This window comes from Litorimonas cladophorae (assembly GCF_014652455.1).
GTDB classification, from domain to species: domain Bacteria; phylum Pseudomonadota; class Alphaproteobacteria; order Caulobacterales; family Maricaulaceae; genus Litorimonas; species Litorimonas cladophorae.
Map to the genome: position 1 here is coordinate 84,071 of NZ_BMYV01000002.1, position 15,490 is coordinate 99,560.

18 protein-coding genes are annotated in these 15,490 nt (G+C 53.0%); 6 read left to right on the forward strand and 12 right to left on the reverse strand.

Features of this window, described 5'->3' with window-relative positions; genetic code table 11:
- Window positions 1-29 precede the first annotated feature (29 nt).
- Genes IE073_RS14270 through leuS form a run of 6 tightly spaced genes read right to left on the reverse strand, consistent with a single transcriptional unit; the run spans window position 30 to window position 6,365 of the window.
- The gene (locus IE073_RS14270; RefSeq protein WP_189584146.1) at window positions 30-545 is read right to left on the reverse strand and encodes a septal ring lytic transglycosylase RlpA family protein; all 516 of its coding nucleotides are present in this window, start codon (window positions 543-545) and stop codon (window positions 30-32) included.
- 31 nt (window positions 546-576) lie between these two features.
- Complete coding sequence (locus tag IE073_RS08225; RefSeq protein WP_189584149.1) at window positions 577-1,182, reverse strand: flavin reductase family protein; 606 nt, start codon at window positions 1,180-1,182, stop codon at window positions 577-579.
- A gap of 10 nt (window positions 1,183-1,192) precedes the next feature.
- Window positions 1,193-2,032, reverse strand: coding sequence for a mechanosensitive ion channel family protein (locus tag IE073_RS08230; RefSeq protein WP_189584151.1), 840 nt, complete (start codon window positions 2,030-2,032; stop codon window positions 1,193-1,195).
- Between the two features lie 3 nt (window positions 2,033-2,035).
- A complete protein-coding gene (gene holA / locus IE073_RS08235; protein WP_189584153.1) occupies window positions 2,036-3,088 on the reverse strand; it encodes a DNA polymerase III subunit delta in 1,053 nt (350 codons plus the stop codon).
- Between the two features lie 59 nt (window positions 3,089-3,147).
- Window positions 3,148-3,702 carry an LPS assembly lipoprotein LptE gene (lptE, locus tag IE073_RS08240; RefSeq protein ID WP_189584156.1) on the reverse strand — a complete coding sequence of 185 codons (555 nt, stop codon included), beginning with the start codon at window positions 3,700-3,702 and terminating at the stop codon, window positions 3,148-3,150.
- A complete protein-coding gene (leuS, locus tag IE073_RS08245; RefSeq protein ID WP_189584159.1) occupies window positions 3,699-6,365 on the reverse strand; it encodes a leucine--tRNA ligase in 2,667 nt (888 codons plus the stop codon). Before leuS ends, lptE begins: the two co-directional genes overlap by 4 nt.
- A 143-nt stretch (window positions 6,366-6,508) precedes the next feature.
- Here leuS and IE073_RS08250 point away from each other — a divergent pair, with 143 nt between their 5' ends.
- A complete protein-coding gene (locus tag IE073_RS08250; protein WP_189584162.1) occupies window positions 6,509-7,075 on the forward strand; it encodes a hypothetical protein in 567 nt (188 codons plus the stop codon).
- An 11-nt stretch (window positions 7,076-7,086) separates the two neighbouring features.
- On the opposite strand, the gene IE073_RS08255 is transcribed toward IE073_RS08250, so the two are convergent.
- Complete coding sequence (locus IE073_RS08255) at window positions 7,087-7,518, reverse strand: DUF3576 domain-containing protein (protein ID WP_189584165.1); 432 nt, start codon at window positions 7,516-7,518, stop codon at window positions 7,087-7,089.
- 225 nt (window positions 7,519-7,743) lie between these two features.
- Here IE073_RS08255 and IE073_RS08260 point away from each other — a divergent pair, with 225 nt between their 5' ends.
- Together IE073_RS08260 and IE073_RS08265 are read left to right on the forward strand one after the other, a co-directional pair.
- Window positions 7,744-9,606 carry a porin gene (locus IE073_RS08260; RefSeq protein WP_189584168.1) on the forward strand — a complete coding sequence of 621 codons (1,863 nt, stop codon included), beginning with the start codon at window positions 7,744-7,746 and terminating at the stop codon, window positions 9,604-9,606.
- A 9-nt stretch (window positions 9,607-9,615) separates the two neighbouring features.
- Complete coding sequence (locus IE073_RS08265; RefSeq protein ID WP_189584171.1) at window positions 9,616-9,957, forward strand: hypothetical protein; 342 nt, start codon at window positions 9,616-9,618, stop codon at window positions 9,955-9,957.
- A 44-nt stretch (window positions 9,958-10,001) separates the two neighbouring features.
- Here the strand turns inward: IE073_RS08265 and IE073_RS08270 are convergent, their stop codons facing one another.
- From IE073_RS08270 to IE073_RS08280, 3 genes are all read right to left on the reverse strand, one after another.
- On the reverse strand, window positions 10,002-10,361 hold the full coding sequence (locus tag IE073_RS08270) for a hypothetical protein (RefSeq protein ID WP_189584174.1): 360 nt from the start codon (window positions 10,359-10,361) through the stop codon (window positions 10,002-10,004).
- Between the two features lie 431 nt (window positions 10,362-10,792).
- Window positions 10,793-11,431, reverse strand: a complete 639-nt coding sequence (locus tag IE073_RS08275) for a class I SAM-dependent methyltransferase (protein WP_189584177.1) — start codon at window positions 11,429-11,431, stop codon at window positions 10,793-10,795.
- 140 nt (window positions 11,432-11,571) lie between these two features.
- Window positions 11,572-12,489 carry an N-acetyltransferase gene (locus IE073_RS08280; RefSeq protein WP_189584180.1) on the reverse strand — a complete coding sequence of 306 codons (918 nt, stop codon included), beginning with the start codon at window positions 12,487-12,489 and terminating at the stop codon, window positions 11,572-11,574.
- Between IE073_RS08280 and IE073_RS08285 the strand changes: the two genes are divergently transcribed.
- Window positions 12,488-13,159, forward strand: coding sequence for a YggS family pyridoxal phosphate-dependent enzyme (locus tag IE073_RS08285; protein WP_189584183.1), 672 nt, complete (start codon window positions 12,488-12,490; stop codon window positions 13,157-13,159). The genes IE073_RS08280 and IE073_RS08285 overlap by 2 nt on opposite strands.
- A 22-nt stretch (window positions 13,160-13,181) precedes the next feature.
- Here IE073_RS08285 and IE073_RS08290 read toward each other — a convergent pair whose 3' ends face one another.
- Together IE073_RS08290 and IE073_RS08295 are read right to left on the reverse strand one after the other, a co-directional pair.
- Window positions 13,182-13,748, reverse strand: a complete 567-nt coding sequence (locus tag IE073_RS08290; RefSeq protein ID WP_189584187.1) for a cysteine hydrolase family protein — start codon at window positions 13,746-13,748, stop codon at window positions 13,182-13,184.
- Window positions 13,745-14,257 (reverse strand): L,D-transpeptidase family protein, encoded by a 513-nt coding sequence (locus IE073_RS08295; RefSeq protein WP_189584190.1) that lies wholly within the window; start codon window positions 14,255-14,257, stop codon window positions 13,745-13,747. Before IE073_RS08295 ends, IE073_RS08290 begins: the two co-directional genes overlap by 4 nt.
- A 107-nt stretch (window positions 14,258-14,364) precedes the next feature.
- Between IE073_RS08295 and IE073_RS08300 the strand changes: the two genes are divergently transcribed.
- Both IE073_RS08300 and IE073_RS08305 read left to right on the forward strand, forming a co-directional pair.
- Window positions 14,365-15,072 (forward strand): response regulator transcription factor, encoded by a 708-nt coding sequence (locus IE073_RS08300; protein WP_189584193.1) that lies wholly within the window; start codon window positions 14,365-14,367, stop codon window positions 15,070-15,072.
- A 21-nt stretch (window positions 15,073-15,093) separates the two neighbouring features.
- Window positions 15,094-15,474 carry a hypothetical protein gene (locus IE073_RS08305; RefSeq protein ID WP_189584196.1) on the forward strand — a complete coding sequence of 127 codons (381 nt, stop codon included), beginning with the start codon at window positions 15,094-15,096 and terminating at the stop codon, window positions 15,472-15,474.
- Window positions 15,475-15,490: the final 16 nt, after the last annotated feature.

Consider the following 15,490-nt stretch of genomic DNA (forward strand, 5'->3'; position numbering starts at 1 on the left):
GAGAAAAACGAGCTTGCAAGAGGGTTGCCCTAGGCTGGCCCAGCATATTGAACTCGCACTTTCGCCAGTCCCTGAATGCCTAATTTATCGGCCGCTGATTTTGAGAGATCGATAATACGTTTATCTGTGAAAGGGCCACGGTCATTCAGGCGCACGATGATCTGTTTTCCATTGTCCAAATTTGTGACGTGGAGCAGGCTATTTAGGGGTAAGGTCGGATGCGCCGCCGTTAGGGCATACATGTTAAACGGCTCGCCTGTCGCGGTCGGTTTTCCGTGAAATTTAGCGCCGTACCAAGAGGCCGTGCCCGTTTCGTCATATTTTGGTTCATGTTTGGGGCGATAGGTTTTGCCCCTGACTTTATATTTTTTACCGACGATTTGATTGGGTTGAAGCGCCTTTTCGACGTGGTTTTGTTTGAACTTTGCAGCGCTGACGGGTTTTGTGGATTTACCGCTTGAGCAGCCAGAGGCGACAAAGCCGAAACTTGCGCCCAAAAAGGCGAGGGCGACAAAATTTCTCACGGTTGAATTAATTATCGTCATCTTTGCACCTCTTGACCGGTCATAGCGCGAATTACTTTGGGCGTTCAATCTCAAACTGATCTGTAATACGACCATATTTCGGACCGTTCAGACGAGAGATCGGCGCGAGGGCGTCTATATCAATGCGGAGCGGGTTTAGGCTGCTGACGATAGTATCGCGCAAGTGAAAATGCAGGACCTCGCCAATGATAATGCGACCGCCTCCGCCCAGCACCGTGTCCGAGAAATATTTACATTCAAGACTCACCGGTGAGGCCGACAGTCTTGGCGGTTTTACTCCCAGAGAGGGCGTTGTTTCCAATTTCGCGAGCGCGACCTCATCAATATCAGCGGGTAAAGTCGCCGCGCAGATATTCATCTGGGCTGCTAGTGGTTCGTCCACCAGATTCACCACAAATTCTCGCGTCTCCATAATATTATTGGGCGTATCTTTTTGCGACCCGTCGGCATTGGGTTGAAACCCTAGCACGACGACGGGCGGCGCACTGCCCATCGCGTTGAAGAAACTAAACGGGGCCGCGTTCAACTGCCCACTTGCATTCATCGAGGTGACGAAAGCGATGGGACGCGGCAATATTGTCGACGACAGCAATTTATACGCAGTCGCCGAAGAGATTTTATCCGCTTCAAAATGCATATTGTGGGCCTTAATCGCCCTTTTTCATTGTCACAACACGCTGCGGGAATGGAATTTCGATATTGGCGTTGCCGAGAGCTTCAAAAATTTCAATGCGCAATTCAGAGGTCCGCGCGAACCACGCGTCTCCTGGCAGCCACACGCGGCAATTGAAATTCACGGAGCTATCTCCAAAATTAATGACAAAGGCTTCAGGCGGGGTCGGCGCCGTTTCAAGGACGCGATCTTTCGCAGCGGCTAGCGTGTCGATAATCACGGCCCGCGCGTGGCGCAAGTCTGTGTCATAGCTTACGCCAATATCCAGACGGAACTGACGGATTGTATGCCGCCCGAAATTTTGAATACGGCCACTCCATACTTGGGAGTTTGGCACATAATTATAAACACCTTCGGGGGAGGTTAGACTGGTTGAGAAAAGCCCAATTTCCTGAATTGTCCCAGACGAATTTGGCAAATCAACATATTCGCCCACCTTCAAGGGGCGCAAGAATAGCAGCATCAATCCCGCCGCAATATTTGACAAGGTATCCTTGAGCGCCAAGGCAATCGCTAGGGCTGCGCCGCCAAAAATCGGAATGATCGCAGAGGGTGGAACGCCCAGTTTGATCAAGACAGCGTAAAGCGTCATCGCCAGAATGATGTAGAAGAAAACCGACGCCAAGACGGGTTTCAAAGTGGCGTCGAGATGCGAGCCGCCAACTTTTGTCCCGCGAACGCGACGTTGGACCCAGCGCCCGACAATCATGCCGATAACAAATATGATGAGCGCGGAAACCACGTTCCCCATCAGGCTGAGGAGCATCGGGAATTGATCGCGTGCCAGTGTCCAATAAGAGAGAGCTTGTTCCATGATCTATCTCCGTTTCGCGGCATATCCCGCGAGGGCCAATAAGAGGCGCGATACAATCGAGTCGATGGGGGCGCCAGCTGTTTTCGACGCGCGTTCGGCCATTTGGCATTCCAGTAAACTGCGTTGCAACATCCGCAATCCCCAAATGTCGAGCTGCCGCGAAAAAACGCGTTCTTGCATGGCAAAGACGGGCGGCCGCAGACCTTTCATCGCTTGGCCCTTGGGTTGCCCCGAATCCATTGCGATGGCCGCTTCGGTCAGGCGCATAATTTGGCGTTGCAAGCCGAATAGAATGCCGATGGGGCTGACTTTGCCCGCGACAGCCCGGCGGAAACTGGCGTCCATCGCATCAATTTCACCGGAAAGTGCTTCCGTGACGATGGTATCAATAGAGGCCGACTGCCCGCCCGCGGCGACGGCTTGAATATCGGCGAGGGACACAACCGCGCCTTCAACAGAGCCATATCCTTTATAGAGCGCCATCTTCTCAATCTCACCGGCGGCGAGGGCATGGTCACCTTCGACAAGGGGCAGCCAATTTTCGAGGGCTTCGGGCGTGATCCGAATGCCGTGCGCGTCCAAACCTTCGCGAATTTGGTCTTTCAAATCATTTGTGCTGGCGGCGTAACACGCCACAGCCGCGAAATGTTTGGCGGCTTCGACGGCTTTCCGAATGGCAGAGCGCGGCGTCATGTCCCCCGCTTCGATGATAAGTTTGGCTTCGGCGCGCGAGGGGTCTGTATCGAACCCCTTAATCAATTTGGCAATCGCAGCGGCTTGGCGTTCATGGTCGAGGCGCAACCGCACCAGCCGTCCACCGCCAAGCAGGCTCATCGCGCTCATTTCATCGGCAAGTTTAGCGGGGTCCGAAGACAGATCATCTGCGGTAATTAAGGTCGACCCAAATGTCGGGTCCACATCTGGCACAAAAGTTTGGGACAACGCCGCGCCCCGCGATTTAACGCGTCCGCGATCCGGACCAAAAATCAGAACACCAATGATGTCCGCAGGCGGAGCAGAGAGGAACCTATTTTGTCGCGCACCAGTAATTTTCATCGGATTTTATTTTCATAAAAAGTAGGTTTTGCAACGCGGCGTGCGCGCGTCACAGCGCTTTATGGCTGAGCTGCGGCGTCTAGTTTCTTTTTCTCTTCGGCCCGTTTTTTATCGCGTTTGGCAAAGGCGCGCGCCATTTCGATCACCAATTTATCGGCCGTTTCCGTCGCGGCTTGCTCGACCCCGACGTTATCGGCCGTGATCACGCCATAGGGACCCGCAGGTGCACCAAAGGTCGAAACCGTAGAGACACTACCTGAGCCGAGCACCCGCCCGTTCTTATTATTGATCAATTTCCAACGGGCTTGGACCGTGACATCGTAACGGGAGGCCACATCACCATCGGTCAGGCCCAGACGCGCCCGACGATATTTCGGTGTCACTTCCAATGTGTAACGGGTGCTAGAACTTGGCACACCGATGCGGTCCCGAAGGCGTTGGGTGATCAAGAACCCAGCATTATTATCGGCCACATTCGTGACCTTCTTCGTGTTGACCACGACATCTTGCAAAGTTTTTCCCGAAGATCCCGTCGCATGCATAGGCGTGAACCCACATCCGCTGAGGAGGAGGGTCGTTGTAACCGCTAAAGAGGTGAAAAGAGTGCGCATCATTTCGCCACTATATTGACGATACGCCCAGGTACAACGATGATTTTCCTGACAGTTGCGTCACCTATCGACCTTTGTACCGCTTCATCAGCGAGGGCGAGTTTTTCAATCTCGTCCTTGGGCATGTCTTTTGGGATATTCAACTCGCTGCGGCGCTTGCCATTGACCTGCAAAGGCAGGGTGATCGTGTCATCCACCAGCATTTTCGGATCCACCACAGGCCACGGCGCGTGATAGACAAGGTCTTCTCCGCCGACCTTGGACCAACATTCTTCGGCCAGATGCGGCATGAAGGGTGCAATCGCCCGGATCAAAATGCCGAGGGCTTCCATACGGGCCGCATCTTGGCCCTTATATTTGGACAGCGCATTGGTCAGCTCATAGATTTGCGCCACGGAGGTGTTGAAACGGAACGCTTCAATGCCAGCCGTGAGTTTTTCCAACGCCCGATGGGCTAGTTTCCGAAGCTCCAACGCGTCACCCGATGCGTCTGATGCAACGGCCAATGGTCCCTCTGCGGAGGTTGTATCGGAGACAACATTCCAAACTTTCTTGGAAAACCGCCACGCGCCAATCACGCCAGATTCGGTCCACTCCACATCACGCTCTGGCGGGGAGTCGGACAGCACGAACCAACGCGCCACATCTGCGCCATAGCCCTGAATGATTTCATTCGGGTCGACGACGTTCTTCTTGGACTTGGACATCTTGATGATGTCGCCTTTAATAACGGGGCGACCTGTTGGAAGATGGACGAAAGTCCCGTCATCATTGGCGTCAACGTCTTCGGGCAAGACCCAAGAGTCTTTCTCAATGCTTTCATCGGCCAACGCATAGGTCGCATGGGTGACCATGCCCTGCGTAAATAATCCCGCAAAAGGTTCGCCGCCAAATTGACTGTGGGAGAGGTCCAATAATCCGCAATCAATTAATCCGCGTGTAAAGAAGCGCGCGTAGAGCAAATGCAAAACAGCATGTTCGACGCCGCCGACATACTGATCGACGGGCAGCCATTTTGATGCCGCGTCCCAATCCATACCATCGGCAGAGAGCGAACCGCCAAAGGCCGCAAAATACCAAGAGCTATCACCGAATGTATCCAGCGTATCGGTTTCGCGCTCGGCTGCTTTCCCGCATGTGGGGCAGGTAACGCCTTCGGATTTCCATGTTGGATGATGGTCCAGCGGATTGCCAGGTTTCTCGAAACTAATGTCATAAGGCAGTTCAACAGGCAGCTGATCTTCTGGAACAGGCACAGAACCGCAATCCCCGCATTTAATAACAGGAATTGGGCAACCCCAATAGCGCTGACGGGACACACCCCAATCGCGCAGGCGATAATTCGTCACGCTCTCGCCGAAGTCCATTTCAGTGATTTTGTGGATCGCGGCTTTAATGCCTTTGGATTTATTTAAGCCATCAAGGAAGCCTGAGTTAAACAGCTTGCCTTCGCCCGTATAGGCTTCGGTGCCGACATCATAAGTGGCCGCATCTTCGCCGTCGGGCAGGACAACAGCCTTCACAGGCAAATCATATTTCCGCGCAAAATCTAAATCGCGTTGATCATGTGCAGGGCAGCCAAAGACCGCGCCTGTACCATAGCCCATGAGCACGAAATTCGCGATCCAAACGGGTAGAGTCGCGCCTTCAACGAACGGATGTTTAACACGAAGGCCTGTGTCGAACCCAAGCTTTGGCGCTGTAGCAATATCGGCTTCAGATGTTCCGATTTTTGCACATTCCGCGCGAAATGCTTCTGCTTCGGGCAAATTGTTTGCTAGCCACTTAGAATAAGGATGGTCTGGAGATAGCGCTAGAAAGCTAGCACCAAACAATGTGTCAGGTCGGGTAGTAAATACCTCTATTCCGCCATCTTGGTCCGTCGCTAATGCTTCATCAAACAACTCTTTCTTAGGAGAAGAAGTTTCAGTATTTTCAGCAAAACCGAACCAAATTGACGCGCCTTCGGATTTCCCAATCCAATTGGCTTGCATCGTCCGCACCTTCTCAGGCCAGCGGTCTAATCCGTCCAAGCCTTTCAATAAATCTTCGGCGTAATTTGTGATTTTATAGAACCATTGGTCCATGTCGCGTTGCTCGACTACGGCTCCGCTGCGCCAGCCTTTGCCGTCGATGACTTGCTCATTGGCCAGGACCGTATTGTCGACGGGGTCCCAGTTCACTTTGGCAGTTTTGCGGTAGACCAGACCTTTTTCCCAGAACTTCAGGAAGATCCGTTGTTGTTCTTTATAGTAGGCGACGTCAGAGGTTGCGAATTCGCGGGACCAATCCAGCGCAAAGCCGAGGCGCTGCATCGGGGTGCGCATCTCATCGATATTATTATAGGTCCAATCTTTCGGGTGACCGCCTGTGGCAATCGCCGCATTTTCCGCAGGCATGCCGAAACTATCCCAGCCCATTGGATGCAGGACCTCAAAGCCTTGCGCCTTTTTATAGCGCGCCACGACATCGCCCATCGCGTAATTGCGCACATGGCCCATGTGAATACGGCCCGACGGATAGGGAAACATTTCCAGCGCGTAGAACTTTGGCTTATCGCTGTCATCATGGGCGCGGTACACATCGCGCGCTTTCCAGACGGACTGCCAACGCGGTTCAACCTCTGCCGCATTATACTTTTCAGGTGCGTTAGGATTTTCGGACATTATTTTACTCGAAAGGGAAGCGGGACGAAGCGGACCTATAGCAGACCTGAAAAAGGCGGCTAGTCCATTTCCTGCGTCGTGATAGGTCTGCGGTCCCCGCAAAGGTTCTGGATTAGACGCTCAAATGCAGGCAGGACGGGTTCATGACAGCCATCAAAAAGATGCAAGCCGGCCGCGAGACCAAAATGTTACGCGGCGCGATGTGGGCCTGCGCCATTCCGATCATATTTGGGTTCGGCTTCGTTTATTTAGCTGTCGATATAGCCGTGGGGCACACGCGCCAGACCTCGATCCTTATGATGATTTCGCCCGTCGCTTATCCGGCTCTATGTTTGTTTATCTTGTCGCCTCTGACCGCGTGGCTGTCCTGCGGGTGGCTGCGTCGGATTGATGACCCTGCGAAATTGAGCCAATGGCGGATAAGTTTTGTCACGGCGCTGGTCATTGCAACCGGCCTGCAACTTCTCATGACTTTGGGTTACGGTCTGTTTTTAGACTATCAGTTTAAAGCGTTTTTTACCTCGGCGTCCGATAGCCTTGCGGAAGCTGGAGTGGACTCTGACGCCTTCGCGGATGTCCCAAGTGGGTACTCAACTTCGGCGATTTATAACGCCGTGCTTTGGATCATACTCACGGCCCCCTTTTGTGCGGCGGGGGCCAGTATCTTTCAGCGTGTCACAAAATTTCCAGAAGACAGAACCGTCTTCTAGAGGTGTTGGGTTTAGCGCGCGTCTTCGGTCGCGATGTAAAGCTCGCGGGCTTTTGTCAGGATTGCATTCTCAATCTTGCGCGCTGTGTCGCCGTCAACGGCCGCATCGGCCCAACCTGCCGCTGTTTGCGTTTGCTTAAAGATTGACACCTTCAAACCATCGGCGCGCAGATTTGTGTCCAAGATATAGACATTGGCTTTGAAACGTTCGGCGGGTGTTGTTGGGTTCGCGTACCAATCCGTGATGATGACACCACCAAAGGGGTCGACTTGCTCGAGCGGCATGAAGTTCAATGTCTCCATGGACGCGCGCCAGAGGTATGTGTTCACGCCCATATTTGGCGCGGCCGCCTGCGCCGAAGCGCGAGGTTTAGATTTAGACGCGCAACCGCCCAGAACAAGGGTCGTTGCGAGAACGGCAGCGATGGCAGGTTTAAAAGTCATCTTATGGGCATCCCAAATGCAAATCTGTATCAGATATCGTGCGTCGTCTTAAACCGCTCTGTCGTCCGCCACCAGAGCCGTTTTCATAAATTCATGGCAAGAAAGCAGGGGTGAGCGCCCGAAAGGGGCAAAAACACCTTATGGTAAAGATGCGTTAACCCTTTTTTAGGGCGGCGTGGGGCAAAGGTTAACAAAATTCACCCTTTGCCTGCTGAAGGTCCATCCATGTCTGCTTCGCGCTTACTTTCTACTGCCACGCCCTTCGTCATTTTGGCGGTTGCCGGCATGGGACTGGCGTCGGCGCAATCCAGTTCGCCCTTTGCGACCAAGAAAAAGCAACAAGCCTGGGATATGCCAATACCTACGGCCCCCCAAACGGCCGCGCAGCCTTCGACCTATCAACCCTATAGCGCGCCAAACACCGCACCTGTTTATCCGCGTGGGTCGTCGACACCGCCAACGGGTCAGCCCGTCGTCAATGTGGGCCGGATCTATCAACCCGAAGCGCCCGCCTATGCGCCAATGCGTACCAATGCGCAGTCGCTGGCCGCGACTAAGCCCGTCTCTGGGTCTGACTATAATTATAATCCGCGCCCAGCGCCGGTTGTTTCCGAAACGCCAGACTTCGGAAAGCCGATCTCTCTGGCGGGTGGGAACCTGCCACCGGGTCTTCCGCGTCAAGCCTCCCCTTATCAAAGCGCCGCACCCTCGGCTTCGCCTTACGCGCCGCAACGTGCACAAACCACCCAAGCGCCGTCGACGGCCACGCCAAATTACGGCTCGCCCTATGGCGGGGGACAGTCAATCCCGCCGCAAGCGGGATATCAGCAACCCTATCCGCCAACAGGGCAACCCTCTGGCCAGCCTTACCCTAATCAAGGTCCGACCTCTTATCCTGCCCCGCAACAGCCGCAGAGTTGGAAAGATCGTCTTGGTCTCGGTAATTTGGCGACCATGTTGCGTGGCAAATTTAGCCTCGGCGCGGCGGCGACCTATCGCGATCAACCGCCAAACCAAATTGGCCCAGATGACGCGTGGTCCGAAGATTTTATCGGTGACGCCGAAGTCGAATTCGAAGTCAGCGCGATCACGCAAGGTGGCCTTGAATATGGCCTGAACTTGGCCGCGCGGGCTCAACATGATGCTTACCGTCGTGGTTTTGGGGGCCGCTTGGCCGATTGCCCGCCCTCTGTCGCGGGATGTTCGGGTCTGAAAGGCCATACATCGCAATTCTATACCGTCGGCGAAGACACAGCCGAAGATTTCCAAGCGCAGCTCGAAAGCGCGCATATCTTTCTGCGTTCGGCCTATGGTGACGTGACCGTGGGGCGTGACGACGGCGCGGCCTATCTGTTCAGTCTCGGCGCACCGACCTTGCTCGCCATTGGGGCCTCAAACTCGCCCGTCGATTATACAGGCTATGACAGTGTGAAGACGGTCAATGACGCATCGGGCTTTGCTGAGAAAATTACTTATACCTCGCCACGTTTGCTCGGTGACCAAATCGGTGTCGGCGTACAATTGGGCGTGTCTTATGCGCTCAAGGCTGATGCATGCGGCGTCGATTATTGTGTCGATCGCGACATCGCAGGCCTCATCCGTCCTGAGATCGAAGACGTGTTCGAAGCAGGTCTCGCCCTCGACCGTACATTTGAAAATGGCATGTCCGTCGAAGGGACGTTCTCTTATGCGCGCGGCTCTGAAAAATCAGGCTTCGCAGGTCTAGATGATCTCCAAAGCTATGGCGCGGGTCTCGAACTTGGGTATGGCGATTGGACGTTGGGCGGCTCTTGGTTGCAGTCCAATAATGGTCTGTTCGATGGCGACTACACGGCCTATGATGCAGGCGTGACATGGAAACCTGGCGCGCTGGGCTTCACGCTGAATTACGGCCATGCAGAGGACGAGAACGTAAACCTGACCTCTGACCAAGCGGTCTTTGGTGTCACTTATGATTTCGACAAATTCACACTCGGCACGGGCGTTCAATATGTGAGCCGCACCAGCGACGGCCTCGTCGGCGGCGTCCTAACGCCACTCGACCAAACCGCGACCAGCGCCTTCGTACAAGGCAGCTTTAAGTTTTAGGAGTTTTCAATGCAGGGTTTTCGTCTTTTTCTTCTGGCTGCTTTGATCGGCCTTCTGATCTATACAGGCATTACGATCTCTAATCACGGGTTGAACCTGCTTCCCGTTTTTTTTGGCGATATGAAAGCCATGGCGTGGCCCGGACAATTTAATTTCGATTTTATGTGGTTCTTGGCCCTGTCCGCGCTCTGGACGATGTGGCGGAATCAGTTTTCGGCCAAGGGTTTGGGTTTGGGCCTCCTCGCCTTTTTTGGTGGGATGCTCTTTCTCAGTATCTATCTCCTCGTGCTGAGCTTCAAAACCAAAGGCAACATCGAAAAAATTCTGATGGGCGAACACATCCGACCATAACGCCTAAGTCATTCGACTCCGCTATGACGGACCTTGCGTTCTGACTAAGTGTTTGACCCCGTGACGCCCGTGGGTGTGTCCGCTATTAGAATGACTTTCCCGTTCCCAAGCCGAATTTGCTGGCCATCCGCAAACCTATCGGCGAACCAAATTCGTTTGGTGACGCCATCGCGTTGCGTGAAAGCCGAAACCGTCCCGAGTAATTGACCGTCTTCCGCATATACTTTTAGGCCCGGCACCAATTCCGTCGCGATCGTGGGCGTATATTTATAAGGCGTTGTCGCTGACTTAAATGTCGATGTGACTTCATCGGCGAGGACACGTATCTCATCCGCATAAGCCAAACTTGAGGATGTCACCAAGCCGAGAGCTGCAATCAAAATAACGATCCGAGTCTTACGCATTATGGGTCTCCTTGTTCTCCCTGACGGTACGCTCCGAGGAACAAGTGGTTCCGATGTGACCCAAGATTAAAATGAGCCAAACCTGTACACAGCACGAAAAAGCGCCCGATCATTACGGCGTAATACCTTGTAACTCGACAACATCGGTCCAAACACAATCCCCAACCGCGCAACGGAAGGCGCGAATATGGACTCGTGGCTGGGGCATAAAGTTTAGGCGCGTTTAAAATCGGTAGTTGGCTTTATATCAGAGACTTAAAACGCCCAAAGTAAGCTGCTCAACCTCTACCAAATAAATAATAGGAAACGGTGGGCTCCGCCATAGGGATTGCAGCCTGTTCAGCCTTCCTTTCAGGTGAAAGTGTTGGGTTTCCAAACCTATTCCGCGGAGGAATTAGGAGATGTGCCTGTGGTATAGAATTTCGCGGAAGTCATGCCATCAGATGTCTGATTTTTTCAGCTTCGAAATAATGCGTGCCGCCTTCGTCTTCTGACTCACTGATGAGTGAGAGACCTGATTGTTTGAGAATGCGGTGATATTCTTCTCTGCCTAATGAGCGCGAACCTTCACCCGTCAAACTGTCTTCCCAATCACAAATTTGATAAGGGGAAGAGAAAAGAAATTTACCTCCTTCTTTAAGCGCATTCGCGACGTTCTGAATAAGATGTCTCTGCTTGTTTTTGGATAAAAGAAAAATCAAGCCAACTGCCAATGCAGCATCATATGTGTCATTGAAGAAAGAACTGTCTTCGGCTGCTTCGCAAGCAATTCTAATGTCTGGAAAGTAGGCCTGAAATGCTGCTACCATTTTCGGCGAAGCATCGAGGGCTGATACTTGCAAACCAGCTTCGATTAATGCCGACGTTATCGGTTGTCCATTTCCCGCGCCAATGTCAATGATTGACCCACCTTGCGGTAGTGTCTCCGCCCAGTTTTGTACTAATGCTCGACCAGACCGTGACCGTACTGCCATATAACGCTCAGCAATCGCCTCATATCCATTTGAAAAATCTTGGGTCAATAAAGAGTCCGGTGAAAATAACTTGAGTGAGATATTAGCATCAGACATTAGTTTATGAAACGCTTTTCGAGTATATGTTTGCAAATCTCCGAAAGCAGTTATTCGCCAAGCGGCTTAAAATCGCCTCAAGTAAGACACTCAGAAATTACCATGTTGAACCACAACAACGTGAAAATTTACGCCGTCCCCTAAGCTCCAACGGCCGTTCGATCCTCTGGATGCCGTTTAAATTTCACTTTAATATAGGGACAGCCAGGGATGATTTTATAGCCGCTCTTTTTCGCGTCGGCGACCATGGCGGCGTAGAGTTTCCCTGCGATGCCCTGTCCACGCAAAGCATTTGGCGTGAATGTATGATTGGCGTTAAATATGCCGTTGCCCGCTTTGGCTAGGGTCAATTCGGCTTCACCGGCCTTTGTTTTTATAACGAAGCGGTGGCCGCTCGACGTCACTTCTTTTTTCACATCCATGATCAATCCTTCTATGGCGGCTAATCCGATTATGCCTGTCCCCAATAATGCGGGCGCGGTGCCTGCATCTATGCCGCCCAACCCCACAATGGGGACGGGCAGGCGGGCGGCACGATCTTGTAACGCCTCGACCCCAATGGGTGTTCCCGCCGATGCGCTGCGGCTGGGGAAAATGCTGGAGACGAACAAGGCGTCAAGACTGTCGAGCGGCGCGAGATAGGCGCCGTCCTTCAACCCCGCCATTGTAATGATCCAATCGGGGTGTTTGGCGCGCCAAGTTATGGGTCCGACTAGCTTTGGGTCCCGCGCAAAGTGAACACCCTCTGCGTGGATTTTTTCTGCAAGCTCGGGGTCATTGCCGATGAGAAGCTGTTGGCCCCGTTCACGCGTGATTTGGCGTAAATTTTCTGCATGTTCGGGGTTTCCGAAATGGCGATAAATAATCGTACTGCCTTCAGGTAATCGCCGCGCCACCGATACCGGGTCTGGCACACGATCAGGGTCGGTCATGAAAATTAACGGTGAAATGCGGTGCGTGTTTTCATGGACGCGCAATTTGCTCTCTTGACGTAATTCGCCCGCCACACGCGCAAGCACGCTTTTCTTTTTCGTCCAGTCGGAATAGAGGGCGGTCATGTCAGATATTTCCCAAAAACATACCGAAGTCCTAGCGAAGTTGACCGCCGCGTCAAAGCGCGGAAAGCAAAGCGATGTCCCGACCCTTGTGGCGGTGTCAAAGGTTCAGCCTGATGAACGCATTGCCGACATGCTGGCAACGGGACAACGCGTTTACGGCGAAAACCGCGTACAAGAAGCCCAAACGCGTTGGGGTGAGACTTTCGCTGACCATCGCGCGGAATTGGAACTGCGCCTGATCGGGCCATTGCAAACAAATAAGGCCGCGGATGCTGTCGCCTTATTTGACGTTATTGAAACCGTTGATCGTGAAAAATTGCTGAAAGCGCTGGTGAAGGCGGGTGAGGACCACGGGAAAATGCCACGCCTCTACGTGCAAGTGAATACGGGCGAGGAAGATCAGAAGTCTGGCGTCCTGCCCGCTGACCTTCCCGCGTTTTTAAAGCTCATGCGCGAGACTTATAATTTAGAACCAGAAGGCCTGATGTGTATTCCGCCAATGGGGGAAGCCGCCAGCCCGCATTTCTGGCTATTGTCAAATTTGGCCGACGCCAATGGCATCAAAGGTTTGTCGATGGGCATGAGCGGGGATTATGAAATCGCCGCAGAAATGGGCGCAACCAGCGTCCGCGTCGGATCCGCCTTATTCGGTGCGCGGGATTACGGCTGAGCGGCTTTTTCGCCGAAAACCTCTAAGCTGAAATCTCTGATAAGAGTGCATCTATCGTCGTCACGCGGCAATACTCTCCATCCAGGTTTGAGAGCGCGTGTGCATGCACGTCCTCTGCGCTCCAGCTCTTGCCATTCCAATCGACTTGGTCGTGAGTGAAACACCCATCCGCCAGCAGGTGAATATCATAGCCCAAGTTCTCGCCATGCCTCACCGTGGTTTCGATGGAATTATTTGTTTTCACCCCCGCGATGATGAGGGTTTTGGTTTTTAACTTTGCGAGCGCGGTGCCTAAGGCCGGATCGATAAAGGCGCTATGGGTGGTTTTCGCGATAATATTTTCCCCCGCAATCGGGGCGACCTCGGGTTTAAAATCGTTTCCGCTTTGGCCAGGGCGATAGGGCGAATTCGAATGAGAAGAATTATGTTTCACGTGAATGACGGGCCAGCCCTTTTCGCGCCAAACGGTCAAAAGTTTTGCGATTGAGCGTTCGGCGTCCGGATTATTACGCGGGCCCCAGTCGGGGTGGTCGATTGCCATCTGCAGATCAATAATCACCAAGGGCGCACCGTGAAGCGACTGTGTCATGACGTGATCCTGACGGTCATGCCCATTCTCAAATGGGGGAGCAACTGTGCCATCTCATCTGGCGCAAGGGCGACGCAACCCATGGTTTTGCGATCATCGGGTTGGGCGACATGAATAAACACCGCACTGCCCAAATGCGGGACGGGCGGGCTGTCATTATGGCTTATCACGAGAATAATGTCGTAAGCCCCGTCCTCTCGCCACATCTTTTCGTGACTCACCAAGGCGGGCAGGCGGATGAAGCGGTTATAGGCGGCGCTGTCTGGGTCATCGCACCATCCATCGTCTTCTCTTAGGGGGCGAAATGTCAGCGCCGAACGCGGCGGGGGCAAGCGATCTGCCCGATAGAGCCCAAATCGCAGAGCGTAGTCGCCTAATGGCGTCTTCCGATCACCCTCGCGACCGTCTTTCATGGCCACGAATCCGTCCATACCAACGCGGCAGGGAAGCACGAGGTCGCCACAGGTTAGGGTCAATTGCGTGGTGTCTATTTGAATTGTAATATTCACTTGGTCGCTTTTTTGTGATGTGATCGCGATTATCCGTTATTAGCATTTTACGGGGCCGACGCGCATAGCCCCCTGAATTGAATAAAGACACCTGAAGGGAATCCGCAATGGCTGTCAAGAAACGTGTCCTTGTCGTTGATGATGACGAAATGCTCCGCAGCGAGCTGGTCGAGCAGTTCGCGCTCTATGACGAGTTCGAAACTGTAGATGTGGGTTCAGGCGCCGAAGGCTTGAGCCTCGCAAAATCCCAGACCTTTGATATGATTATCCTCGATGTCGACATGCCCGATATGCAAGGCACGGATGTCGCGCAACTGATCCGTTCCGCAGGGATTGCGACACCGATTGTTATGCTGACGGGTAATACAGGCGAAGCCTCCGAAATCCTTGGGCTAAATTCAGGTGCAAATGACTATGTAACCAAGCCGTTTCGTTTTGGTGTCTTGCTCGCACGCTTGCGCGCCCATCTGCGCACATTTGAGCAATCCGAAGACGCGGTTTTCACCGTCGGTCCCTTCAGCTTTAAGCCTGCTGCGAAGAAATTGACGCCACCCGAAGATCCATCGGGTCGTCCTGTGCGCGACATTCGTTTGACGGAAAAAGAAACCAACATCCTGAAATATCTTTACCGCGCGGGTGGAAAAGCCGTCGCGCGTGATGAGCTGCTCGAAGAAGTTTGGGGCTATAATTCCGGCGTCACAACCCACACGCTCGAAACACATGTTTATCGCCTCCGTCAGAAAATCGAACCCGTCAAAGGTGAGGCAACATTGCTGCTCACGCAACCTGGCGGTTATTCGCTAGCGATGAGTTAAATATGTGAATAGGTGAAAAGCATGTCCGTTTTCACTTATTCATATAAATTAAAGTTGACAGCCAACCTTTTGAACGAGGTTGAATATGCTCCTATTAAGGCGGCAATGTCTGACATGTTGGCACACGCAAAAGAACATAAGCGCCGCACGGGTTTCATACTTTTGAAAGACCAATATTTGGAAGTCGAAGCAGGTAAAAAGGTTCTTGCGTTGAGCGAGAGATTGTCTGGTGTGGTGCTCGACCACCCTTTAGCGGCTCCGTGTTTGAAAGCTTCCCAATATGGCCGCATTTGCCCCTCTTGTGACAAACCTTTTCGCACGCCGCTTGCTAAGTTATGCGCCGAATGTGGTTATACCCTTCCCGAGGGTGAAGTTGCGGGTCCGTTAGTGGATGTATCTTAAAACAAGCGTCACATGG

Bases quoted from the DNA above. Each gene is read 5' to 3' on its own strand.
- IE073_RS14270 (WP_189584146.1), bottom strand. From the start codon at position 545: ATGACGATAATTAATTCAACCGTGAGAAATTTTGTCGCCCTCGCCTTT.
- IE073_RS08225 (WP_189584149.1), bottom strand. From the start codon at position 1,182: ATGCATTTTGAAGCGGATAAAATCTCTTCGGCGACTGCGTATAAATTG.
- IE073_RS08230 (WP_189584151.1), bottom strand. From the start codon at position 2,032: ATGGAACAAGCTCTCTCTTATTGGACACTGGCACGCGATCAATTCCCG.
- holA (WP_189584153.1), bottom strand. From the start codon at position 3,088: ATGAAAATTACTGGTGCGCGACAAAATAGGTTCCTCTCTGCTCCGCCT.
- lptE (WP_189584156.1), bottom strand. From the start codon at position 3,702: ATGATGCGCACTCTTTTCACCTCTTTAGCGGTTACAACGACCCTCCTC.
- leuS (WP_189584159.1), bottom strand. From the start codon at position 6,365: ATGTCCGAAAATCCTAACGCACCTGAAAAGTATAATGCGGCAGAGGTT.
- IE073_RS08250 (WP_189584162.1), top strand. From the start codon at position 6,509: ATGACAGCCATCAAAAAGATGCAAGCCGGCCGCGAGACCAAAATGTTA.
- IE073_RS08255 (WP_189584165.1), bottom strand. From the start codon at position 7,518: ATGACTTTTAAACCTGCCATCGCTGCCGTTCTCGCAACGACCCTTGTT.
- IE073_RS08260 (WP_189584168.1), top strand. From the start codon at position 7,744: ATGTCTGCTTCGCGCTTACTTTCTACTGCCACGCCCTTCGTCATTTTG.
- IE073_RS08265 (WP_189584171.1), top strand. From the start codon at position 9,616: ATGCAGGGTTTTCGTCTTTTTCTTCTGGCTGCTTTGATCGGCCTTCTG.
- IE073_RS08270 (WP_189584174.1), bottom strand. From the start codon at position 10,361: ATGCGTAAGACTCGGATCGTTATTTTGATTGCAGCTCTCGGCTTGGTG.
- IE073_RS08275 (WP_189584177.1), bottom strand. From the start codon at position 11,431: ATGTCTGATGCTAATATCTCACTCAAGTTATTTTCACCGGACTCTTTA.
- IE073_RS08285 (WP_189584183.1), top strand. From the start codon at position 12,488: ATGTCAGATATTTCCCAAAAACATACCGAAGTCCTAGCGAAGTTGACC.
- IE073_RS08280 (WP_189584180.1), bottom strand. From the start codon at position 12,489: ATGACCGCCCTCTATTCCGACTGGACGAAAAAGAAAAGCGTGCTTGCG.
- IE073_RS08290 (WP_189584187.1), bottom strand. From the start codon at position 13,748: ATGACACAGTCGCTTCACGGTGCGCCCTTGGTGATTATTGATCTGCAG.
- IE073_RS08300 (WP_189584193.1), top strand. From the start codon at position 14,365: ATGGCTGTCAAGAAACGTGTCCTTGTCGTTGATGATGACGAAATGCTC.
- IE073_RS08305 (WP_189584196.1), top strand. From the start codon at position 15,094: ATGTCCGTTTTCACTTATTCATATAAATTAAAGTTGACAGCCAACCTT.